Raw genomic sequence first — 22858 nt, 5'->3', positions numbered from 1 at the left:
GAATTTGTGGAGAATCTGTAGGAAATCTGTAGAAGCTATTTAGGTTCTGTTTTTTTTAATAGATATCTGTAATGCAGTTAGTTAAATGTAGTTAGTTACATATTTTTTTTAAGTTACTAATCAACTTTTTTTTGAAGATGAATATTGTTTGCAAAAACTTTTGCTTTCTGATAATTATTCGTTTCTTTAATTGAAGGGAATTAGAGTATTAAATTTAATCTGAACGGAGTGAAAATTCTAATTATAGAAGATGAACATATGCTTGCCGAATCAATGGTACAATATCTCGAGAGAGAAGGATACCAATGTGAATGGACAGATAACCTGGCAGAAGCAAAAGAAAAAAGCTGGGATTATGAATATGATTGTCTGGTTGTTGATATTAATCTTCCTGACGGTAGCGGTCTTGATGTAATTAAACAGATTAAAGGAATGAGATCAAAATCAGGAATTATCATTGTATCTGCACGTAATGCTATTGATGATAGAATTTATGGCCTTGATATTGGGGCAGATGATTACCTTACAAAACCATTTGATCTTGCAGAACTAAATGCACGTATAAAGGCAATTATACGTAGAAGAAATTTTGATGCCCAAAATACAATTACCTTTAATGAAATTGAAGTATTTCCTTATGAAATGAGTGTTAAAGTACATAACAAAATTCTAAAACTTACTAAAAAGGAGTATGATCTCATGCTATATTTTATCTCTAATCCAAATCGTGTAATTCCTAAAGGATCTATTGCAGAACATTTATGGGGAGATGAAATGGGGATTGCAGATTCTTACGATTTCATCTATTCTCATTTAAAAAACCTTAGAAAAAAAATTCTCGAACATGGTGGTAAAGATTATATACAGACGGTATACAGTGTAGGGTATAAATTTTCTGATCAATGAAACTACTAAGTTTATCCAATCGTTATTATTTTACAGGGTTATTTATTGTATCACTTGTAGGAGGTTTATCTTCTTACTTTGTTATTAGACGTACTGTAAACAGTGAGTTTAATGATAAATTATTTGCAGCAAAAGAAGAATTAATTGATGAGCTTTACAGGCATGATGAGTTATTAAGTAGTTATAGTCTAAATATTGGAGATAATATTGTCATCCAAAAAGTAGATAAAGACCCAAAAATCCAAACATTTATAAAAGACACGGTATTATTTAATGAATATCAAAATGAAGAGATGAACTATAGACAAATCACTTTCTCTGATAAAGTAAGAGATAATTTCTATGTCTTTTCGATAACCAAATCATTACTTTCTACAGAAGATTTAATACGTGGTGTTACACAGGTTATTGCTTTGATTACTGCTTTGTTTTTTATTACGATGCTTGTATTGAGTAATATTGTTTCACAACGAATTTGGATCCCTTTTTACAATACGCTAAGTCAGATAAAAGATTTTAATGTTAAAAAGCCAAAGCCTTTATCTTTTAGTGAAACTAATATAATAGAGTTTAAAGAGTTAAACTCTGCACTAGAACTTATGACAAATCAAGTGACAAAAGATTATAAGAATTTAAAAGAATATACCGAGAATACTTCCCATGAGATACAAACACCACTAGCAATTATTAAAAACAAAATGGAACTTTTGATGCAGGATAAGAACCTTTCAGAACATCAAATATCTATTTTAGGACAAGTATACGAGTCTACAGGAAGGTTATCTAAGCTAAAAGACAATCTTTCCTTACTATCAAAAATTGATAATAATCAATTTATAGATACATCAAAACTAATAGTAGCAGAATATCTTAAAAAGAAAATAGGAAGAGTAAAAGAATTACTTGATATTAAAAATATAGAGGTAATTCTTGATTTTAAAGAAAATCCGTCGATAGAGATTAACGAAACAATGGCCTATGTGCTATTTAACAATTTGATTAGTAATGCTATAAAACACAATATAGAATCAGGAAAAATTGTAATGACCCTTACCAATGCGTATTTTGAGATTAAAAATACAGGAGAACCCTTAGAAATTTCAGAAGAAGAATTATTCGGACGTTTTAAGAAATCAGGAAACAGACCTGATTCTAGTGGTCTTGGGTTATCACTGGTATATCGAATTGTTGATTACTACAACTTTTCTATAAGCTATAAAAACACAGATATTTGGCATAAGATTACACTAAAATTCTAAATGTGAGCACTTAACCACTCTTTAAACTGATAAAAATTCTGCGGTGCGACACCGTGACCTACCGGAAATTCATTTAGTGAACTTGTTATACCAAGTTCTGAAAGTAGCATAGGAGCTTTACGTGCCCAATCTACAGGAATTACTTGATCTACACTACCATGAGAACAATATAAGTTTAGTTTAGAAAAGTCATTTGTTTTGTAATTATCAACCAAAATATCTTCATTTATATATCCACTTAATGCAATTACATTTTTTACTTTTTGTGGGTAAGAGAGTGCAACCGCGTAACTAAGGATAGTTCCCTGGCTAAATCCAAGAAGAGTAACATTATCCTTATCCAGATCATAAGCATGTATAGCTTCATCTATAAAATTAGCAATTTTATCTCTGGATTCGATAGCTTGTTTATCATCACTAAATTTTCCCTGAGCAGCATCAAAGTAAATTGCATACCACGCATTGCCATAAGGCTGCATAGGATAAGGTGCCCGAACCGAAATAATAAACAATTCTTCCTGTAGTTCTGTAGCAAAAGAAAAAAGGTCATTCTCATCGCTACCATACCCATGAAACATAAATAGAACAGGAGTCTTATCTTTTTTTATTGTTGGTTCTTTTACAATGTGATATAATGATAATGTCTTGGTTTGCATAGTTTATTTTAATTGTATGTGTATATGATCATCATGGCGTACTGCCTGGCATCCATGAAATCGTATTTTGGCACTTTGTATCTTTAATCTATTCTTAAGATGTGGTTCTATAAAAACCTTCTCTATCTGTTTTTGTTTTACGATTGCCAAAAGTAAATCTTTTGTAGCTTTTTTAGAAAATTTTAACCCTTTGTTTAGGGTTCCCAAAGTGATGTATTTTGTAAAATCATATTGCCAGTTTCCTTTTTGTTTGCAAATTACGGTTTGATTATATTCTTGTTGAGTGGGGGATTCAAATATTCCATAGCCACTAACTGAAGGCTTTTTGTTGGTTATCTGGTAATTATGATCTAAGTAAATAAATGAGATGTCAATTTTTTTTCCATCATTATGACTTAAATGCGGAAGCAATGAAAAACCATCTATAAATGGAAAGTTAGCATCCAAATATACTAATGCGACATTAGGATTCGTTTGATGAAATGAATTTGCAATTTCTTTTAGTGCAATATGAAGTTCTGGACGCACATAATTGCGGTTTAGAAGTTTTGTTACGAAGCTATGCGCTTTTATCTGTGTAGTATCTTTAATTTTTTCTCTACCAAATAATGGGGCGATATAGGGTACAATCAAAAATGTTATGCCTATATATGAGATAAGGAATATAATTGTTTTTTTGAACCTATACTTGTGTATGTTTCTTTTAACAAGTAATTCTATAAGAACATATATAACTCCGCCAATTTGGGTTAGAGCCGTTAAAAAAAGAAATAATAAGAGTTTAAGAACTAGTTTTGCTATTTTTTTAACCATAACCTAGTTCGTTATCATCTTCTATTTAATGAAACTAAACCACTCCTGAAAATATGGCCCTAAAATGGGAACTGTTTTTTGCTCTTCTCGTATAGCCAAGATAAGCCCAAAAACAATGAGCACAATGCAGAAGATATAGAAAGCGATATGAATCATTAGTGAGTTAAAAATATTAGCCAAGGCTATTAAAAGATAGAAACTAATCCATGTACCCAGTGCTTGCCTGATATGAAAACTTGCAAACTGATTTTTATTTTCCTGATTCATAAAAAAAGCTATAATTGTACCAATAATGGTGATATATGAAACAATAGCTGCTGTTTTTCCTTGTTTTGCGTAGTCAGATTGCATAATTGTTGTGTTATATGATTTTATTACTACACTAGATCGTAATGAAGAATTAGTTTTGTAATATACTTATTTTAATATCATTTTTCCGTTGGCGATAATACCATAAGGAGCTCCTTTTGTAGATTTTCCTATAAAAGCACTATTTTTTGAAGAAGATATAACATGCTCTTCTGTAAAAGTAATATCCCCTGTAGGATTAAATAAAGATAAATCTGCTTTATTACCTATTTCAATGCTCTCACTTTCTATTTTGAAAATAGATTTACCATTGGTAAGCATTGCTATGGTTTGTTCAATATCTAATATCGTATTAAGAGTTCCAAAGGCACTTTCTAAACCAGTAGTACCGTATTTGGAGTGATCAAACTCTACCTTTTTATGTTCTACATCTATAGGTTGATGATCACTGGTAACCATATCAATAGTACCATCGTTTATACCTTTTACCAGGGCATCTACATCTTTTTGTGTTCTTAATGGAGGGAGTACCTTATAATTAGTATCGAATGTAACCAGCTCTTTATCGGTTAGGGTTAAATGATGAACAGTTGTACTACAACTTATTTGTAATCCTTTTGCCTTTGCATCCCGAATTAATGCTACCGATTTTGCTGTCGAAATTGTAGGGATGTGTAAGGTGCCACCGGTATATTCTAGTAGAAATAAATCTCTCGCAATCTGTAACTCTTCTGCTAACGCAGGAATTCCTTTTAACCCAAGTAAAGTACTTTGCTCTTCTTCATTAACCATTCCTTTTCCGGCAATATTATTTTCTTGAGGAAAAGATAGAACCAATCCATTAAAATTTTGCGCATAGAGAAGAGCAATCTTTAATAAATTAGGGTTTTGAATGGCTTTTTTATAGTCCCCAAAGGCAATAGCACCTGCTTGTTGCATATCATATAATTCTGCCATATCCACGCCTTTACACTGTATAGTCAACGCTCCGATAGGATATAGTGATACTGCGCTATTCTGGGACTTTCCTTTCAGAAAACCAATAGCAGTACTATTGTCGGTTACCGGTAATGTATTTGGGTGTAACGCTATAGCTGTGAAACCACTTTTTGCAGCCACTTGTAAACCATGATCAATAGTTTCACGTTCTTCATACCCTGGTTCACCAAAACTTACACTACTATCAAACCATCCTTGTGAAATGTGTAGGTTATCTAATATAACTTCTTCAACATGATCAGAGGCTTTGATTGTCTTCTTTATATCTGTAATTACTCCGTTTTCGATTAATATATCAACTGTTTGACGATGAAAAGGAGATTTTGAGTCAATTACAGTAGCAGCCTTTAATAAGAAGTTCATTTTAGATATTTTAATAGTAGTATTTCAATTAGTAAGAATATCAACGCAAAAATAACAAACCATTTCCAAAGTTCATTAACACTAGTCTCTTCTTTTATCTGGTCAAAAAGCTCTGTGACAGATTGGCTTACTTGATAATCATCTGTAGTAGTTAAGTTATAATATTGTAAATCACTCTCTGCACTATTATAATTATAACTTACATGTTGTTGAATACTGTTATTTTTATCTTGTACACTATAAATTCCTGCCCGTGTAGGAACTTCGTCTGTCGTTATATTCACTTTTGTAGAAAAACTCTGTTGTAATGGTATGATATTTTCCTGTTCAGAAACCAAAGACAATATTCCGTCCTGTCCGAGAGCTATAGGAATATCATAAGAATTAATTTGACCAATAGTATATGATATATCTGTAAGTTGTAAGCTTTGTTTACCAATATTATATAATGTAGGAACGATTAATGGAGAATTTTTAAAATTAGAATTTTCCTGATTTATAGCCGATGTAAATACATATATATTATTTGTTTTATATAAGAAAGGGCTGTTATCTTCAAAAGATAATATGATATTGGATGCATTTGCCTGATAATAACTATTTACCTTTGGATATTGAAAATTAGTAATCTTTTTATCAAAAACCCCACGATATAATGGATGTGAGAAGTTAATAGAAGTGATTTTCTTTTCTCGTGTTATTTCTGTCGATAACCCTTGTGTCGAATATCCATTGATAAACTGTTGATACGAAATCAAATCTCCATTTGTTGCAGGAATAAAACAAATAGTACCTCCTTGATCAACAAAAGGCTTTAATGCATTGATAAGTGATACCGGAATTTGTTTAACCTCATTAATGATTACCAGGTTTGCATTACTAATATCATTATAATTAAGCCTTTCGACAGAGCTGCTTTGCACTGCAAATTCATCCGAAGTAAAAATATTTTTTATAAAATTATCATCTGTTTCATTAATAGCAACAACTTTAATCTTTTCTGGAGCATTTATTGTAAAAAACCTAGAATTATCAAAGGTTATTACGGGATCTTCTATAGTAACCCGACCGTTAATTTTTATATTTTCATCTAAACGGAATTCAGTTTCAGCACTACCATTTTCTGGAATAGAAACCGCTGTTTTGGCAATTAATTTATCATCATTATATAACGCAATAGAAGTATTTTCTGCGTTAGTATCGGTATTGCTTAATGCGACATTAAGAGTAAGATCATTATTTGTATTATGCCTTAAGTACAGACTGTCGATGGCAATATTTTGCCTGGTGACTGGTTGTAGCTGAACAAGGTGCGTTTTTGTATCTGTATCTTTTTGTATACTAAAGGCATTTTCTTTTTGTTGAAAATCTGAAACCATTATGATACGTTTATTGGTTTCTGAAGATGTTCCTGCTAATTGTTTAGCTTTAAGATAGGCTGCCGAATAAGAGAGTTGATTAGATGAGTACTCTATTTGTAACAAGTCATTCTGAATATCTTGTTTAGAAACATCAACAAAAGTCTCTGTATTGGTAAAAATAGATATGGTTTCCTCTTCAGGAAGGTCACTAAGAATTTCTTGTACAGCACGTTTTAGGAGAGGCCCTTTAGAGCCTTTGGCCTGCATACTAAACGAATTATCCAGGTATACTACGGTTTTACTTTTTTTACCAACAATTTCTTCTAATGCCAGAAATGGCTGTGCAAAAGCAAAAATGATAGCTGCCATAGCTAATAATCGAGCAAGAAGCGTTAACCATTTTTTGATCTGAGAACTCTTACGAGTTTGTATGGTAACCGCTTTTAGAAACTGAACATTTGTAAAATTAACCTTCTGAAAGCGTCGTAACTGAAATAAATGAACTAGAATAGGAATTATAAGTGCAAAGAGAGCGTAAAGAAATTCTGGGTGTTTAAACTGCATTCCTTAGTAAGGTTTGTCAAATATACTATAAGATTTGGGATTTATGAATTTGAAAATTATCAATTCGCAAATTATGAGTCAAAAATTAAAATAAATATAGAGAGGTAAGAGAAAGAGCATTATTTTTTATGCCTAAAAAAAGCGGAAGTAAAACTTCCGCTTTCCCTATATAAATCTTTCTCTTTACTAAAAGATATAATAGCCAACAGAAACTTGAAATACAGAATTTTTAGCTTCTACATTATCTACAATATCAGTAAACCCAATATTATATCGTAACTGACCGAAAAAAGAACCAAATTCTACTCCGGCACCTACAGCTGCACTTAGATCAAAACTTTCTGGATCAGTACCACCATTAAAATTGTCATTAACTATAAAACCGAATTGAGGTCCCGCTTCTGCACTAAAAAATTTAGCGAATTTAAATTTTACCAAAACCGGAAGGTTTAAATAATCAACATCAATATCCTGATCAATACCAAGGGCTTTAAATTTTGCTCCTTGCGCAGAATATATAAGTTCTGGCTGTATAGCAAACATATCTGTTAATCCAACTTGAACTACAGCACCAATATGATATCCTGTACGTCCGTCTAAACCATTGTAACCGTCCCCATTTAAAGTAGCGAAGTTTACCCCACCTTTAAAACCAAGTTTGATGTCCTGTGCATTTGAAGAAATTGAAAAACCGATTACCGCAATTGCTAATAAAAAAAGCTTTTTCATAATTGTAAATTTAAGGTTTGTTTGAGATCAAAGATAGGGACTAATATCTTAAGAAAAGGTTAAATCTAGAAAGATTCGACTTGCTTACAAATACCATTTTGATGTTTTATCTGCATTATTTTGAAGCAAAGAATGTTGTATCTTCGCCCCAAATTCAAAACCTAAGTTAAGATTGCAACACGAATTCACGATACAAGTTTCGCCAGAAATTGCAGCACATCCTGATCGGTTAAAAAGTAAGGTTGCGCATAAGAATGGTATCCCTTTGGATGAAATTAGACATATTCAGGTTTTAAAACGTTCTATAGACGCGCGGCAACGAGCAATTAAGGTCAATTTGAAGCTAAAAGTATATGTACAGGAAGACTTTATAGAGCAACCTATTGTATTACCAGAATATCCAGATGTTTCTAATGCACCAGAGGTTGTTATTATTGGTGCTGGCCCTGCAGGTCTGTTTGCAGCACTACGCTGTATAGAATTAGGGTGTAAACCCATTGTTTTAGAACGAGGAAAAGATGTACAGGCACGTCGTAGAGATCTTAAAGCTATTACCAGAGATCATATTGTTAACGAAGATTCTAATTATTGTTTTGGAGAAGGTGGTGCAGGTACATATAGTGATGGTAAACTATATACCCGATCTAAGAAAAGAGGAGATGTGCATCGTATTTTAGAGCTTTTGGTTGGATTTGGGGCTACCGATCAGATTTTGGTCGAAGCACATCCCCATATTGGAACAAATAAATTACCGGGTATTATAACTGCAATACGAGAGAAAATTGTGGAGAGAGGAGGAGAAGTACATTTTGATACTCGTGTCATAGATTTTGAAATTAAAAATTCTGAAATCAATGGCGTTACTCTATTGGATGGAAGTACTATTGCTACGAATAAAGTTATTCTGGCCACAGGGCATTCTGCAAGAGATATATTTACGCTATTGTATGATAAAAAAATAGAGATCGAAGCAAAGCCATTTGCTTTGGGAGTACGAGTAGAACACCCGCAAAAACTCATAGACCAGATCCAGTATTCTTGCGAGGTTCGAGGGCCTTATTTACCTCCTTCACCATATAGTATCGTAAAACAGGTAAAAGGCAGAGGAATGTATTCTTTCTGTATGTGTCCCGGTGGTGTTATTGCTCCTTGCGCTACTAGCCCTGGAGAAGTGGTCACAAATGGCTGGTCTCCTTCTAAGCGGGATCAACCTACTGCCAATAGTGGTATTGTTATAGAATTGCGGGTAGAAGATTTTAAAGAATTTTCTAAATATGGTCCATTATCTGGAGTATACTTTCAGAAAAGTATAGAGCAGTATGCATGGCAAGTAGGAGGAAAGACTCAAAAGGTTCCCGCGCAAAAATTAGTAGATATGGTTGAAGGAAGAATATCAACAAATCTTCCGGAAACTTCGTATAAACCAGGTTTAACATCTGCTGATATGGGTGTGGTATTTCCCAAATTTATTCATCAAACATTACAAGACGGTTTTAAAGCATTTGGTAAAAGTATGAAAGGATATCTTACCAATGATGCTGTAGTACATGCTCCCGAGTCCAGGACATCATCACCTGTTCGTATTCCCAGAGACTGGAAAACATTAGAACATACGCAAATTAAAGGATTATACCCTTGTGGAGAAGGTGCAGGATATGCCGGAGGTATAATTTCTGCAGCTATCGATGGTGAAAAATGTGCCCAGGCTTGTGTTGCAACAATACTATCTAAAACGGTTTAATTCGATTTTTTTATAGAAAATTCAAAAGTAGTCTGAACCTTTTCTTTAGAAGATACTTTAATATATCCCCCTAGGTTTTTAACTAATTTTTCTACCGTAGAAAGCCCAATACCATTACCTTTATTACCGCTTCTGTCTGTAGTATTAGCGGTTGTAAAAAGCTCAAAAATAGTATCTAACTTATCATTCGGAATCCCCATTCCGTTATCTGTTATTCTGAAATAATAAAAATTCTCATCTTCGTTAATTTCTATTGATATAATGATCTGGTCTTTGTCATTATATTTGATACTGTTTCCGATAAGGTTAAAGAAAATTTGTTTTAAGGCCAGTTTATTACATTGTATGATTGGATCTTCTTCTGGAAAATAAATAGTAAAATCCGGTTTCATAGCAAGTAAATCAACAATTTTACTCAACAGATGATTTAAATAAAACTCTTCGGGTTTATTATGGATTAAACTTTCACTCTCATAATGATCAAGTACATCACTAATATAACTACTCATAGAGAAAGAAGAAGTTTTGATGTAATCAAAATACTCTAAACTTTCATTATCCAGTTTATCTTCTAGTTTAAGCTTTAATAAATCTGTAGAGGTAATAACATTGGCTAATGGCATTTTGAGATCATGAGATATTACTCTTGCAAATTCCCTTAAAGATTCGTTGTGTTTCTTTAACTTGTTTTGAATTATTTGAAGATCATTATTCTTTTTGTTAAGTTCAAAAAGAATAATCACCTGCTTTGCCAGGGCATTAAGAGATTCTAATTGTTTATTAGAAAGCTCTCTGGGAACACTATCCATTACACATAAGGATCCTAGAGCAAACCCATCTTTATCTATTAAAGGAATTCCGGCATAAAAGATAATAGGCTTTTCTTCGAGAATAATCGGGCTGTCATTAAAACGTTCATCTTCTCGGGTATCTTTAATTATTAAAGGAGCATGAGGTTGTAAAACAACATGAGAACAAAGCGAATTATCACGAGGAGTCTCACACGTTTTTAAACCATATTTAGATTTAAACCATTGTCTATCATTATCTACCAATGAAATTAGTGCCATATCTGTTTCACAGATATACGCAGCAAGAGCCGTAATCTCATCAAACTCTTTCTGTGATTTGGTATCCAGAATGTCTAATGATTTTAAAGCTTCTAACCTAAAGTTTTCGTTTATGGGTATAGCATTTGATATCATCCTCTTACAAAGAATTGATTTATATGAGAATCAATTCCTAATAAAATTAACAAAAATAACCCAGATATTACGAATTAATTAGCATTACATAACAATTTTACGTGATAACCGTAATACGGTTCGAAGAAGATATACGACCATCTATACTCTAATTAATGAATGGACTACTAATAGCCAACCAAGTTCTTTTTAATAGGTTTCAATATCATCTTCTAGTGTATGTATAAACGAAATAATATCCTTTATTTCCTGATTAGTGAGATGTAACAGATCGGGAGGTAAAGTTTGATATTCGTTTTGGATACCAATACCAATACCGCCTCCTCGGTTATAAAAATCCATAACATCTTCTAGAGTGGTATATACTCCGTTATGCATATATGGAGCTGTTTTTCCAGCATTTCTAACCGTCGGAGTCTTAAAAAAATGCTTTCTTTCAGGAGTTTTATACACATAATATCTTCCTAAATCAGCACTAATAGTAGCATTAATAGTATCATTTCGTTCTGGAACGCCAATTAATTCGATTTCTGATTCTCTGTAATTAGGAGGTACAGTACCATTAAAAACAGGAGCAAAATGACATGTAGCGCATTTGGCTTTACCATTAAAAAGATTAAAACCATTAATTTCATTTTGGGTAAGCGTATGCTCCAGAGCGTTTATGTTGCGGTCAAATTTAGAGTTAAAAGGAGCTAAACTTCTTATATAACTGGCTATAGCATTCCTAATTTCTGCATTACCAACCTTTTGATTTTTAAAAACTTTGGCAAAAATTTTTGTGTATACACTATCTTGTGTAACAACTTCTCTTAGTGTTTCTAAATCTGTATGAAATTCATTTTCATTTTCTATCACAGCAATGATCTGCCCCTCTAAACTACCAGCTCTTTTATCATAGAAAAATGCTTTTTGCAGACCGGCATATAATAAAGTAGGAGTATTACGTGTAACTTTTGCACCAATTTTTAACCCGTCTGTAAATGCTTTATCCGGATGATGGCAGGTTGCACAACTCATTTTTTTATTCGAAGATAAGTTGGTATCGTAAAACAGCTTTTTTCCTAATGCTATTTTTTCTGAAGTCATTTCTCCAGAATTTCTATCGGCAAAATAAGTGTGATTATAGGTATCTTTAGAAAAAAGAGAAGTAGCATCATTTTTTAGTGCTAACTCAAAGGGAAAACTCACCTGCCAATCATCTACAACCTGATTCCATAATTCTAATTGTTTATGGGTATGATTTTTAATAAAACGGTATCGATCAAACGTATTAAAATTAGCATTTAGATCTTTAATTGAGGCTTCTATTTCCTGATTCCATTTTTTTAAAAGTACCCCGTCGTTAAATTCATTTTTAAAGATAGATAGGTAAGTCTTTAAGCTTTGATATACTATTTTAGACTCTTCTAAAGAATTTTCTAAGACGGGAGAATCAAAACCTGTTATTCCTGTAAGTGCAATTTGAACTATTGATTTTCTAAATAGCCATAAAAAATGATATGTCTTTAGGTGATTAAAACTAATATTTTTCCTAATTAATTTTAACCTACTTGATACCAGATTCAAGTGTTTGTTCACCAGTACAGCATTCATTTCTTCTGTAAAAATCTCTTCTTCGAGAACTTGATATCCACTTGGTTGTTTAGTTTTTATATCGGTAAAATCATCTTCTTCAACCTTCAAAATGTTAGGTTGGTTTAAGAAACCATAGTTTTCTATATCCAGGGAAGCTAAAATGGGTTCTATTTTTTTGAAATACTTCCTGGATTGAAGAAAATACTTTTTAACATCCCCGGTGTCGGTTTTAGCACTATCCAGGTGATTAATTGCCATCGTAATATCGGTAATGAATTGTTCTTTCATTTGGATATTAAATGGTACTTTTTCTGTTTTCACTTCTTTCTTTTCTGAACAAGAAGAAAAAATACCGAATATGATAAAGAGGCTTATCATAAAATAAGCCTCTTTGTTGTATTTAGATAAAATCATATGTTTATCGTTCTAAACCTTTAATTACATAAAGCATACTACCTTCTTTACGACTATTTGCTACATCAGGATTTGCAGTAGGGTCGGTAAAAGGTGTTCCGTCTGCTCTTTCCCATCCATGATTTTGAGTAATCATAAGAAAAGTTTCATCAACACCTATAACATCTGATATATCGATCATACCTGTTATTTCCCATATCTTATTTAAACTACCGTATCCAGCTGCTGCTGCTTTAGGTTGATCACATTCTAATACAACTTTTAATTCTCCGGTGTTTAAATTATATTGATACAATCTCGAATAGTGATTTGCTGCAGGTTTAAAATCTTGAATGCCATTTGGATCTTCTTGTATGTAAGCATAATTTTCGGTTACTAAAATGTTATCTGGACTATGAAAAGCTTCAGCAGTACCACCGATTTTATCGCCATCTAATACACAAGTTATTTTACCGGGGCCATATGGAGTTCTATTATTTAGTTCTACTTTGTATATTCTTCCAGAACGTGTTCCTTTTCCTACTAATCCGGGTTTATCCCTTCCTGTTACGGCAAAGTATACTTCTTGGTTATTCTTTCTGCTGCGTCCTCTTCTCCAATCTATATCTTCTAATCTAGAAAATCCCATTACTCCTTTTTCTTTGGCTTCGGCATCTAATAAATCAATATCTTTTTCGGTTAATTCCACAAACTCCATATCATAAGAAATGCCTTCTTTCATATCTACTTCGTAGGTTACTCCCGGAGAGGTTACTTTCAATCCATACAATTTACCTCCTTCAAGGTCACCTTGTCTACCAACATACATTCCTAATTGCCCCGAAGGAACTTCGTTATTACTATTGTCATCACCAATAAAAACAACAGTTTTACCTGGGTATGCACGTCTGCTTAATGCTACTGCATTTTCGGTAGACCATTGCCCCAATGCAGGTAACATTCTGGGGGCAGAAGCTTCTGATGCATTCTTATATGGGTTGGTTGCAAAAACGCCTTTAGAATTTCCTCCCCACTCGCCACCAGAAAGATATAGAGGACCAAAACCGTGTATAGATGGAGTAATTAGTGAACCAGAACACTGGGCGGTATTTGCTGTGGCCAAAGCATTAAGGATATGTTCTCCCTTAATGGGTTTAAAAGTTTCGTCTAATGTGATCCTGGCAACAGAATAATCTGCTTCTATATTATTAATTAAAGTAAATGTTCCGTTTTTATTACGAAGTAATCCTGCACCATCTGCCATAGAACCATATGTAAAATCAGGAATATAGGTATCTTCAGAAGAAAGCAGGTTGTATATTTCTATATCAGAAAATTCAGGAGTTTTTTCTAATAAAACAGGGGAGATAGAATGATTTTTTAGCTCAATTTTTCCTGTTGGAGGCTTAGTAGGATCTCCGGTGTAATCGTCCAGGTTGCAAGAGGTCAATAGTAACGCTGCACCTAGAGAGGCAGTAATAAGATAATTTTTCATGATTGTGTGGATTTTTGTTTCCACAAATTTAGCCTAAGGCATGCCTCAACAACTTTATGAAGATGTTTTATGTTTATTAAAGAAATATCATCTAAATGTTTAGAATGTAAAATTAAGATTACTCTTTAGAATGGTTCTAAACTTAAAATTTTTCAAAAACTCCAAGTCCAAATAAAGCGTAATCGTACTTAACCGGGTCTGTGGGATCTAAGTCCCTCAATTTTGTATCAAGCTCTAACAATGCTTTTCCATCATTTTGTTTGCGTGTAAGCAATCCCAGTTTACGAGCAACATTTCCCGAGTGTACATCTAAGGGGCATGATAATTGAGAAGGGGAGAGGTTACGCCAAATACCTAAATCAACTCCGGCAGAAGCATCTCTTACCATCCATCGTAGAAACATATTGATTCGTTTGGCAGCAGAGTTTTTATGAGGGTCACTAATATGTTTTTCTGTTCTAATCGGATGGGGCAAGGAAAAGAATTCTTTTTTGAAGTTATGAATTGCATTCTGAAAGTTGTCTTCTTCTTTATACAATTTAAAAAATGCTTCCATATCACCATATTTAGTATACACATGCCGTAGTGCTGTGATGAAGTAAGAGAGATCAGTACTATTAAAAGTTCGATGTACAAAACCATTAAAATCCTGAAAATTTACCTCGGTATGATTCATTATAAAATCATACGGACTATTCCCCAAAAGTGACATTAATTTGTGAGAATTGGTTAAGATGCTTTTTCGATTCCCCCAGGAAATAGTAGCAGTAAGAAATCCCGAAATTTCAATATCTTCTTTGTTTGTATATAGATGAGGAATCTGTACCGGATCTGTTTCAATAAATTTTGGTTGTTCATAGTAAAAAGCCTTTTCATCCAGGAAATCTTTGAGGTCGATATGGTTAAATTTCTTCACGGGGATATAGTATCATTTTGTTGTTTTATTATCAGCAAAGATGATAATTTTAATGAATATCTATTAATATTTAAGAAAAAGGTTAAATAAAATACAGATTTGAGTTTTATGTACAATAAATTTATGTGTTAAAAAGTTTATCTATTTTAATGCCATTAACAAGATAGTTTTTATTATGTTACAAGGCATATAGGCATTTCTATTGATCTATATTAATAACAGTCAGTGATATTTTGTTATTTAAAGATTCTTGAGATGAAAATTATAGATTATTTATTTTTAATAAGTGGCTTACAAACGTTAGTTATTACTGTTGTTCTACTTTTTTATCGATCTAAAAAAGTACATATTAATAGATATCTGGGATTGTTTTTTGTTACTTTATGTGTTGAGATGGCAATATATTTTGTTTTTAAATATGTGAAGCATCCTGCAGTTTATTACCACCCACTTCGATTTAATTTGTTAAGCATGAGTTTTCTGTTTTTCTACGCTGTAGAAACCACGGGAATTTATATAAAACGAAAATTTTATTACTATATCCCTGCGATCTTAGAGTTTTTGTTTTTATCAGTATTTTTTCTTTTAGTGCTGCAAAACCCAGAAATGCATACCACTTTAAAAGCAATGCATTTTGGCAAAATAATGAACATTGTTGGCGGTATCTATATCGTAACGATGTCTGTTATGATTATTAAAATTAATAATAAACACAAGAAACAATTACCTTATTATTATGAAGTTACCAAAAACAAATCATTAAATTGGTTAACTGTTTTTTGTATTATCTGTATCCTGTTTAATCTCTCGGGTAATTCATTGAATTTGTTTATTAGCGAAAAATCTTATAGATATTTAATGAATACTATTCTTTTACTTTCTCTCTATTATGTTACTATTGCTAGTCTTGTACAGATTAATATTATAAATATGATTTCTCCCAAAGTAGAAGAAAAAGAAACTAAGGCAGAATTAGAAAATGTAGTAAGGGTTATTGAAGAATATATGATAGAAACTAAAGCATATTTAAACCCTTCAATAACTTTAAAAACATTTGCCAAAGAGGTAAAGTTGCCAGAAAGGCTGATCTCTAAAGCGATTAATAAGATAGAGCATAAAAATTTCAATAATTACATTAATTATTATAGGATAGAGGAATTTAAACAACTTTTGTCTATGGATAGGCATAAAAAATTTAGCATTTCTGCAATAGCTAATGAGGTAGGTTTTAATTCCAGGGCATCTTTTTACAAAAATTTTAAAGATATTGTTGGAGTCTCCCCTTCATCATATGCAAAAAATGTAGATGATTGATTATCTTGATTTTATATGTTTATTATTATGATTTAAGACATCTTATATCATGTTAAGGGACACCTGTTTGTTGGTTGGCGCGTTTTTTTTGTAGAATTTAGTATCAACTAATTTTACACAAACAATCGACTTATGAAAACATTATTCAGCACTATTCCAATTCTTGTTTTTAGCAAAAAAATATCAAGATAACTAGTAGGTTATATTATTGATTTCTACAAAGCTATAAACCGGAATTTTTCTAAATATAATTTTAGGATTCTTAAGTACCATTTTGAAAGCCTGAAAGTTGAGATTTAAAATTTCTTATTGAGTGAGTGATAATCAAAATGCCTTTCAAATTTTGATTCATATGAGGTTTTTTTAGCCTCGATCCGGTTTATACTTTGTTGTTTGGCTATAGCTTAAATAGCCTTATTTAGAACAATATAGATTACGTATTCTTAATTGTATTAAGGTTTCAAAGTTCTTAATATCTATTTTTTTAATCGAGATGATAGAAAACCTTTTGGTTTTTGTTGACTCACACAAATTAACAAACTTAAAATATGAAAACTATTAAATTATTAGCGCTAAGCGCTATCGTTGCGGGGTGCATTACTTCTTGCCAAAAAGAAGAAGTTGCTGCAGAAGTAAATGAAATAAATAATACTCCTACAAAAGAACAGCTTCTTAAGTTAGAAAGCATGGGAGTTAATACAGAAGATGTATCTGTAAAAACGGTAACCGATCTGGATGGGAGTAGTGCAGACTACTTCGTTAATGGCACGGATCTAGGGATACCAGTTGCTGGACTTGTAGATCAGCCAAGCTTAGGGGTTATGGATAACGGAATGAAGCAGTATAGAACAAGAAACATTGTCTCTAGGAATAACCGTACAATTAATGTATTAGGTTATACAGGTGGTGGCGGTAATGGACTGTCTAATACAGGAAGACAGGCCTTACAGAGAGCTGTTAATAGGTACAATAGTTTAAATACTTCTCTTAATATGAGGCTTACTTTTGGTACCAATTACCAGGCTGCTGATTTAGTAGTATATGTGAGAAGTGATTTAGGAGCTGGTGGATTGGCAGGATTTCCTTCTGGTGGAAGACCATACAAGTGGGCAAGAATCGGGCCTAGTGTTAAAAATAGAGGAGTTGCGTATACTCAACATGTTATTGCTCATGAAATGGGGCATTGTATAGGGTTACGTCATACAGATTGGCAGAGAAGAGTATGTGATGGTAGACCTGAAGGTCAAGGTGCTGATGGTGCAATCCATATTCCAGGAACTCCAACTGGAGTAGATATTACATCTTTGATGATTTCTTGTCCGGCACAAGGAAACCCTCAAAATGGGACTCTAAATAGAAATGATGTTACTGCATTGCAGTACTTATATTAATATAAAATTTATTAAGAACTTTGATTTTTTTTAGAAGGGACTGCCTGAAAAGGCAGTCTTTTCGTTTTTTATTTTTTTCTGTTTTTACAGACGTATTATAATTAATTAAAGTTCTGTTATTTCTTGTTTTTACTATGTTTAAGGCTTTTTTTGTAAATGTCTTTAATCGTGATTTGAGATGTCTCAAATCACGATTAAAGACATCTAATTATTGATTTAAGTCCTTTTTTTGTAGAATTTAGCTTCAACTAATTTTGCACAAACTCTTAACTTATGAAAACACTATTCAACAGTATTCCAATTTTATTTTCACTAAATAAAAATTAGTCTATAGGATAACTATAGATTAAATTCTTGGTTGCTACAAAGTTATAAACCGGAATATTTTTAAATACAATTTAGGATTCTTAGGGACCATTTTGAAAGCCTAAAAGTTGAGATTTAAAAATTCTTATTGAGGAACAATCAAAAATAACTTTCCAAATTTTGATTCATATGAGGTCTTTTTAGCCTCTATCCGGTTTATACTTTGTTGTTTAGCGATATGCTGAAACAGCTTCATGTAGAACAATAAAGATTACATACTCTATACCTAAGTATTAAGATTTCAAAGTTCTTAATATCTAATTTTTTTAATCGAGATGATAGAAAACCTTTTTTGGTTTTGTCACTCACACAAATTAACAAACTTAAAATATGAAAACTATCAAATTATTAGCGCTTAGCGCTATCGTGGCAGGATGTATTACTTCTTGTCAAAAAGAAGAAGTTGCTGCAGAAGTAAATGAAATAGATAATGTTCCTACAAAAGAGCAACTTCTTAAGCTAGAAAGCATGGGGGTTAATACAAATAATGTAACTATTAAAACGGTTACAGACCTGGATGGAAGTAGTGAAGACTACTTCGTTAATGGTACAGATCTAGGAATACCGGTTGCGGGACTTGCAGACCAGCCAAGCCTAGAGGCCTTAGATAATGGAATGAAGCAATATAGAACAAGAAATCTTGTTTCTCTCCGTACAATCACAGTATTAGGATACACAGGTGGTGGTGGTAATGGATTAAACCAAGCAGCACAAGAAGGTTTAAGACAAGCGGTAAACAGCTATAACAGTTTAGGGTTAACGATTAGAATGAGTCTTAGTTTTGGTACTAATTATCAAGCAGCAGATATAGTAGTTTATGTACGTGGAGACCTAGGTGCTGGTGGATTAGCTGGATTTCCTTCAGGAGGAAGACCTTACAAGTGGGCAAGAATCGGACCTAGTGTAGGTAGTAGAGGTGTAACTTATTCTAAACATGTAATTGCTCACGAAATGGGACACTGTATTGGTTTACGTCATACAGACTGGTTTGCTAGATCATGTGATAATGGTCAAAATGAAGGACAAGGACAAGATGGTGCTATTCATATCCCAGGAACTCCAACAGGCGTAGATAGATCATCAATCATGATTTCATGTGGAGCATTTGGAGCTACTGGTCGTTTTAGTAGTGGGGATGTAGCTGCTCTCCAATATATATACTAATATAAAATTATTAAGAACTTTGAAATTTATTAAGAAAAGGCTGTATAATTAAATATACAGCCTTTTTATTTTTTTTGTTCCTTTCTGAAATAATATTCATAGCATAGGTATAGTTTGCTATACCAGAGGGTTTATCCTACAATCTTACCATCTACCATAACCAACTTTCTATCAGCCATATCAGCTAACTCTTGATTATGCGTAACAATAACAAAGGTTTGTCCAAATTCATCTCTAAGCTTAAAAAATAATTGATGTAAGTTTTCTGCAGCTTCACTATCTAGATTTCCAGATGGTTCATCTGCAAAAATCACTTTTGGATTATTTATAAGTGCTCTGGCCACTGCAACTCGTTGCTGCTCTCCTCCAGATAATTCACTTGGCTTATGATCATATCGATGAGAAAGCCCTAAGAAATCTAAGAGTTCTTTGGCTCTTTTTTCTACTTTGGCTTTTGGAGTTTTTTTTATAAAAGCAGGAATACATACATTTTCTAGAGCCGTAAATTCGGGTAACAACTGGTGAAATTGAAAAATAAAACCAAGTTGTTCATTTCTAAATTTTGAAAGCTGTTTCTGAGATAATGTATTGATATTGGATTCATTAATCGATAACTCACAGTTTTTTACTTCGCTAACACGGTCTAATGTACCCAAAATTTGTAATAATGTAGTTTTTCCTGCACCCGAAGCACCAACGATAGAAACAATTTCTCCTTGTTTGATATGAAGATCTACTCCTTTAAGGACATGAAGGTCTCCGTAATTTTTATGAATATTATTAGCTTTGATCATCCGTTTTCTATACTTGAAGGAGTGAAAGTAATCAATATCATTAGAATCCCCAAGATTATCCTTTAGAAGAACGCTTTAAATTATTCACATCAAGAAAATAAACCACTCTTAGCGATAATGTATGCTTAATAGGTTTGTTAAACAAATTATCAAGACTTTGTGTATAGTTTAAGGTAGATAACTCATCATCATTAAAAATTTGATTACGATAGAGTAGAGTAGCTTCACTACCAGGAGCAAATCTCCAATTAAAACTTAAGTCCAGATTCCAAATATTAAAATTGGTATTGGGATTATCTTCAGAAATATCATAATCAATTTGAGTCCTGGATCCATCTTCGTTCAAAATGTAAAATACATTATCAGAATAATCGGCAGTACTCCAGAAGTTTCGAAAACGTAAATTTACAGCCTTGTATGGATTAAAATTATAACTTGCACTTAAAGAGTTTTCTAAGGAAACAATATCTCGTTGTCCCAAAAATACATCAGTGCCATCATCATCAATATATCCAAAATTATTTGGGCGATTATAGTATTCTGATCTCCAGATCACTAATAATTTATCAGAAAACCGATACCTGGGAGAAATTTCTATTCTATAAATCTTTTGTCCATCACCAAACCATTGCCTTGTTCCGGCGCTAATATCATAGGCAAACTTTTTTCGATAATCAGAAGAAACAAACATTCTGCCACCGATACTTCGACTAAAAGTAACAAATCTTCCATCTACACGAGGCTCAAAATAGTCTTTATTCTTAGAGTTATAAGACCCTCTTCCACCAAAACCAAATCGTTGCCTGGTCACAAAAAACCAATCTGCACCTATAGAGTTTTGTGTTTGGATACTGGGATCATATAGTCGTCTATGTCTTGCAAAAACATTAATACGATACGTATTAAATAATCCTTTAGGTTCAAAGATTTGATAAGAAGCACTTACTCTGAAATTATTAAAATTATTCCTGAAATTTACTCCCAAATCATTAATATTATAGGTCGTATTTGCCAAATCATGGCCAAAACCATACCTGATTTTACCTTTAATACGGTCAAAATCAAGTTCTGATGCAAAGCCACCAACATTATCCCCTGGAGAATTGACGTGACTAACCAAAGATCTTCCGGTTAGGCGATAAGAGTTTGCCTTATTAGCAAGATTCCAAACCAACCCAGTTACATTTGCATCTCTAAATTTGCTGCCGCTACGAGTTACATTGGTATTAATTAAGGAAATAGAAGAATTTTTATTAAACTGTTGATCCAATACAAAAATATTATAATTCGATATAGGTTCGACAACTTCTTTACGTATAGCTCCAGTGATAGTATCAGTAATTCGGACTTCTGTTTTTTCTGTAATCGCATTAAAAAAACCAATACCCAGGTTTCCTTTTGTTCTTCCCGAAATTTTTAAGGCATTAAGAAGGTTTACTTTGGAAGGAGCATCTTCTGCAACTTCATTCGTATTAAGATCATCGTCAGATACAGATGTAGAAGGTTTACCACCAACTCTTCTGGAAAAGAAAATATTTCCTTTATTAAATAATTCTGTACCTTCAGTAAAGAATTGTCTGTTTTCTCCAAAAGTTTGTTCGAATGGTCCTAAATTAAGACGAACTTCATCAAAAGCTGCTTGCCCAAAATCCGGAATTAGAGTTGCATCTAATGTAAAACTATCGCTTAATCCGTATTTTACATCCATCCCAGCACTAAAATCAGTTTCGGTATCTCCATCAGAGTGTGATACCAGGCCTTGCACAAATGGAAAAAAAGTAAGTCGTACGGGAGGATTAACATTCTCTACACCTTTAACCAAACCATTATATTGTGTACGTTGCCCAATTTTGTTATCAATAAAGTTCCAGGTGTGTGTCTGATTTCGGCTCAGAGATCTTCTATAAAAGTTGATACTCCAATCCTGTATATCCACTTCTGGAAAACGTAATGCATTATATGGTATCTTAAACTCTGCATACCACCCTTGGTCATCAAAAGAAACTTTAGCATCAAAAACTACATTATAACTAAAATCTTCATTAAACTGATCTGCTCTGGCGTCACCAATAGTACCGGCACTGGTTATATAAAAGCGAGTTTCATTAACTCCATCATTGTAGGTATTTATAGCAATACTAAAATGATCGGCCTGAACAAATATATCATCTCGCTGGCTAAATTGGCGTAATACTGCATTAGGTTGATCGTCATATAAGTAGACTCCAAAATAAACAGCTTTATTATCATATGCCATTTTTACCTCAGATTGTATCTCTTTTGGTATTTCACCCTCGTTCCCAGGTTGCCACATCTGAAAATTACCATGAGCCGGAAGAGTTTTCCATACATCATCATCAAGAACACCATCAATTTTAGGAGGATTATTTATTCTTTCTGCTATAATTTCTTTTCTTTCCTGAGCAAAAGATTGTAATGTAATTAAAAGTAAAAGTATAGCATAAGCTTTTGAATGTAATTGTATATCCATAAAATTGTAATAAAAACCTTACTTTTTTTTGATTAATTGCAAAACTAGGCT

Annotated in this window: 18 protein-coding genes; 6 read left to right on the top strand and 12 right to left on the bottom strand. The window is 32.7% G+C overall.

What is annotated here, in order from left to right; genetic code table 11:
* The first annotated feature begins 228 nt into the window (after positions 1-228).
* Both ATO12_RS03330 and ATO12_RS03325 read left to right on the top strand, forming a co-directional pair.
* Positions 229-906, top strand: coding sequence for a response regulator transcription factor (locus tag ATO12_RS03330; protein ID WP_034238621.1), 678 nt, complete (start codon positions 229-231; stop codon positions 904-906).
* Positions 903-2165, top strand: coding sequence for a sensor histidine kinase (locus tag ATO12_RS03325; RefSeq protein WP_034238618.1), 1263 nt, complete (start codon positions 903-905; stop codon positions 2163-2165). Before ATO12_RS03330 ends, ATO12_RS03325 begins: the two co-directional genes overlap by 4 nt.
* On the opposite strand, the gene ATO12_RS03320 is transcribed toward ATO12_RS03325, so the two are convergent.
* The 6 genes from ATO12_RS03320 to ATO12_RS03295 form a co-directional block, all read right to left on the bottom strand.
* Positions 2162-2821 (bottom strand): alpha/beta hydrolase, encoded by a 660-nt coding sequence (locus ATO12_RS03320; protein ID WP_034238615.1) that lies wholly within the window; start codon positions 2819-2821, stop codon positions 2162-2164. The genes ATO12_RS03325 and ATO12_RS03320 overlap by 4 nt on opposite strands.
* Before the next feature lie 3 nt (positions 2822-2824).
* On the bottom strand, positions 2825-3634 hold the full coding sequence (locus ATO12_RS03315; protein ID WP_034238614.1) for a hypothetical protein: 810 nt from the start codon (positions 3632-3634) through the stop codon (positions 2825-2827).
* A 21-nt stretch (positions 3635-3655) separates the two neighbouring features.
* On the bottom strand, positions 3656-3985 hold the full coding sequence (locus ATO12_RS03310) for a membrane protein (protein ID WP_034238611.1): 330 nt from the start codon (positions 3983-3985) through the stop codon (positions 3656-3658).
* A gap of 66 nt (positions 3986-4051) precedes the next feature.
* Positions 4052-5305: a dihydroorotase gene (locus ATO12_RS03305; RefSeq protein WP_034238610.1), complete on the bottom strand. Its 1254-nt coding sequence runs from the start codon at positions 5303-5305 to the stop codon at positions 4052-4054.
* Complete coding sequence (locus ATO12_RS03300) at positions 5302-7230, bottom strand: vWA domain-containing protein (RefSeq protein WP_034238609.1); 1929 nt, start codon at positions 7228-7230, stop codon at positions 5302-5304. Before ATO12_RS03300 ends, ATO12_RS03305 begins: the two co-directional genes overlap by 4 nt.
* A 186-nt stretch (positions 7231-7416) precedes the next feature.
* Positions 7417-7959: a porin family protein gene (locus ATO12_RS03295; RefSeq protein WP_034238608.1), complete on the bottom strand. Its 543-nt coding sequence runs from the start codon at positions 7957-7959 to the stop codon at positions 7417-7419.
* A 172-nt stretch (positions 7960-8131) separates the two neighbouring features.
* On the opposite strand from ATO12_RS03295, the gene ATO12_RS03290 reads away from it, so the two are divergent.
* Entirely contained in the window at positions 8132-9700 is a 1569-nt protein-coding gene (locus ATO12_RS03290; protein WP_034238606.1) for an NAD(P)/FAD-dependent oxidoreductase, read from the top strand.
* Here ATO12_RS03290 and ATO12_RS03285 read toward each other — a convergent pair.
* The 4 genes from ATO12_RS03285 to ATO12_RS03270 form a co-directional block, all read right to left on the bottom strand.
* Positions 9697-10905, bottom strand: a complete 1209-nt coding sequence (locus ATO12_RS03285; RefSeq protein WP_034238604.1) for a sensor histidine kinase — start codon at positions 10903-10905, stop codon at positions 9697-9699. The two genes, ATO12_RS03290 and ATO12_RS03285, sit on opposite strands and share 4 nt — an antisense overlap.
* A 189-nt stretch (positions 10906-11094) precedes the next feature.
* Positions 11095-12897, bottom strand: a complete 1803-nt coding sequence (locus ATO12_RS03280) for a cytochrome-c peroxidase (protein WP_034238602.1) — start codon at positions 12895-12897, stop codon at positions 11095-11097.
* Between the two features lie 4 nt (positions 12898-12901).
* On the bottom strand, positions 12902-14371 hold the full coding sequence (locus ATO12_RS03275; protein ID WP_034238600.1) for a PhoX family protein: 1470 nt from the start codon (positions 14369-14371) through the stop codon (positions 12902-12904).
* Positions 14372-14513: 142 nt separating this feature from the next.
* On the bottom strand, positions 14514-15287 hold the full coding sequence (locus tag ATO12_RS03270; protein WP_034238599.1) for a TIGR02757 family protein: 774 nt from the start codon (positions 15285-15287) through the stop codon (positions 14514-14516).
* A gap of 255 nt (positions 15288-15542) precedes the next feature.
* Here ATO12_RS03270 and ATO12_RS03265 point away from each other — a divergent pair, with 255 nt between their 5' ends.
* The 3 genes from ATO12_RS03265 to ATO12_RS03255 all read left to right on the top strand — a co-directional run bounded on the left by ATO12_RS03265 (position 15543) and on the right by ATO12_RS03255 (position 19522).
* Positions 15543-16601 (top strand): helix-turn-helix domain-containing protein, encoded by a 1059-nt coding sequence (locus ATO12_RS03265; RefSeq protein WP_034238597.1) that lies wholly within the window; start codon positions 15543-15545, stop codon positions 16599-16601.
* Positions 16602-17149: 548 nt separating this feature from the next.
* Positions 17150-17992, top strand: a complete 843-nt coding sequence (locus ATO12_RS03260) for a M57 family metalloprotease (protein WP_034238594.1) — start codon at positions 17150-17152, stop codon at positions 17990-17992.
* A gap of 696 nt (positions 17993-18688) precedes the next feature.
* Positions 18689-19522 carry a M57 family metalloprotease gene (locus tag ATO12_RS03255; protein WP_034238591.1) on the top strand — a complete coding sequence of 278 codons (834 nt, stop codon included), beginning with the start codon at positions 18689-18691 and terminating at the stop codon, positions 19520-19522.
* Between the two features lie 131 nt (positions 19523-19653).
* Here the strand turns inward: ATO12_RS03255 and ATO12_RS03250 are convergent, their stop codons facing one another.
* Together ATO12_RS03250 and ATO12_RS03245 are read right to left on the bottom strand one after the other, a co-directional pair.
* Positions 19654-20316, bottom strand: coding sequence for an ABC transporter ATP-binding protein (locus tag ATO12_RS03250; RefSeq protein WP_034238589.1), 663 nt, complete (start codon positions 20314-20316; stop codon positions 19654-19656).
* A gap of 55 nt (positions 20317-20371) precedes the next feature.
* Positions 20372-22807: a DUF5916 domain-containing protein gene (locus ATO12_RS03245; protein WP_051575575.1), complete on the bottom strand. Its 2436-nt coding sequence runs from the start codon at positions 22805-22807 to the stop codon at positions 20372-20374.
* Positions 22808-22858 lie beyond the last annotated feature (51 nt).

Origin of the sequence: Aquimarina atlantica (assembly GCF_000626715.1) — a bacterium.
GTDB classification, from domain to species: Bacteria; Bacteroidota; Bacteroidia; order Flavobacteriales; family Flavobacteriaceae; genus Aquimarina; species Aquimarina atlantica.
The sequence above is the reverse complement of the archived record's forward strand: the minus strand, read 5'-3'. Positions and strand labels throughout refer to the sequence as shown.

What these genes read in the sequence shown, in the direction of transcription:
- ATO12_RS03325 (WP_034238618.1), top strand. Translation starts at nt 903, where the DNA reads ATGAAACTACTAAGTTTATCCAATCGTTATTATTTTACAGGGTTATTT.
- ATO12_RS03320 (WP_034238615.1), bottom strand. Translation starts at nt 2,821, where the DNA reads ATGCAAACCAAGACATTATCATTATATCACATTGTAAAAGAACCAACA.
- ATO12_RS03315 (WP_034238614.1), bottom strand. Translation starts at nt 3,634, where the DNA reads ATGGTTAAAAAAATAGCAAAACTAGTTCTTAAACTCTTATTATTTCTT.
- ATO12_RS03310 (WP_034238611.1), bottom strand. Translation starts at nt 3,985, where the DNA reads ATGCAATCTGACTACGCAAAACAAGGAAAAACAGCAGCTATTGTTTCA.
- ATO12_RS03305 (WP_034238610.1), bottom strand. Translation starts at nt 5,305, where the DNA reads ATGAACTTCTTATTAAAGGCTGCTACTGTAATTGACTCAAAATCTCCT.
- ATO12_RS03300 (WP_034238609.1), bottom strand. Translation starts at nt 7,230, where the DNA reads ATGCAGTTTAAACACCCAGAATTTCTTTACGCTCTCTTTGCACTTATA.
- ATO12_RS03295 (WP_034238608.1), bottom strand. Translation starts at nt 7,959, where the DNA reads ATGAAAAAGCTTTTTTTATTAGCAATTGCGGTAATCGGTTTTTCAATT.
- ATO12_RS03285 (WP_034238604.1), bottom strand. Translation starts at nt 10,905, where the DNA reads ATGATATCAAATGCTATACCCATAAACGAAAACTTTAGGTTAGAAGCT.
- ATO12_RS03280 (WP_034238602.1), bottom strand. Translation starts at nt 12,897, where the DNA reads ATGATTTTATCTAAATACAACAAAGAGGCTTATTTTATGATAAGCCTC.
- ATO12_RS03275 (WP_034238600.1), bottom strand. Translation starts at nt 14,371, where the DNA reads ATGAAAAATTATCTTATTACTGCCTCTCTAGGTGCAGCGTTACTATTG.
- ATO12_RS03265 (WP_034238597.1), top strand. Translation starts at nt 15,543, where the DNA reads ATGAAAATTATAGATTATTTATTTTTAATAAGTGGCTTACAAACGTTA.
- ATO12_RS03260 (WP_034238594.1), top strand. Translation starts at nt 17,150, where the DNA reads ATGAAAACTATTAAATTATTAGCGCTAAGCGCTATCGTTGCGGGGTGC.
- ATO12_RS03255 (WP_034238591.1), top strand. Translation starts at nt 18,689, where the DNA reads ATGAAAACTATCAAATTATTAGCGCTTAGCGCTATCGTGGCAGGATGT.
- ATO12_RS03250 (WP_034238589.1), bottom strand. Translation starts at nt 20,316, where the DNA reads ATGATCAAAGCTAATAATATTCATAAAAATTACGGAGACCTTCATGTC.
- ATO12_RS03245 (WP_051575575.1), bottom strand. Translation starts at nt 22,807, where the DNA reads ATGGATATACAATTACATTCAAAAGCTTATGCTATACTTTTACTTTTA.